Source organism: Deinococcus alpinitundrae (assembly GCF_009982895.1).
Classification (GTDB): Bacteria; Deinococcota; Deinococci; order Deinococcales; family Deinococcaceae; genus Deinococcus; species Deinococcus alpinitundrae.
On record NZ_WXZL01000330.1, the window covers coordinates 1 to 262 of the forward strand.

Below are 262 nucleotides of genomic sequence, written 5' to 3' on the forward strand. Positions count from 1 at the left end.
GCAGGTAATGCACCATCAGAAATTGCAAATGCAATCGTACGAATGTGGTCAGCAATTACTTTAAATGCCACATCTTGTTCGTTGTTTACTAAATATTGTTTACCTGATACTTTTTCGATTTCATTCAGTATAGGCATAAATAAATCTGTTTCATAGTTAGTACGTACATTTTGAGAAACTGAGGCCATACGCTCAAGCCCCATGCCGGTATCAATGTTTTTATTAGGTAATGGTGTGTAACTATGATCTTTATTATGATTGA

General features: G+C 34.7%; 1 protein-coding gene. It reads right to left on the minus strand.

Annotated elements, in window-relative coordinates:
• Positions 1-262 (minus strand): alanine--tRNA ligase-related protein (locus GUI70_RS25890; protein WP_161884599.1); only part of this gene is annotated, 262 nt, incomplete at both ends.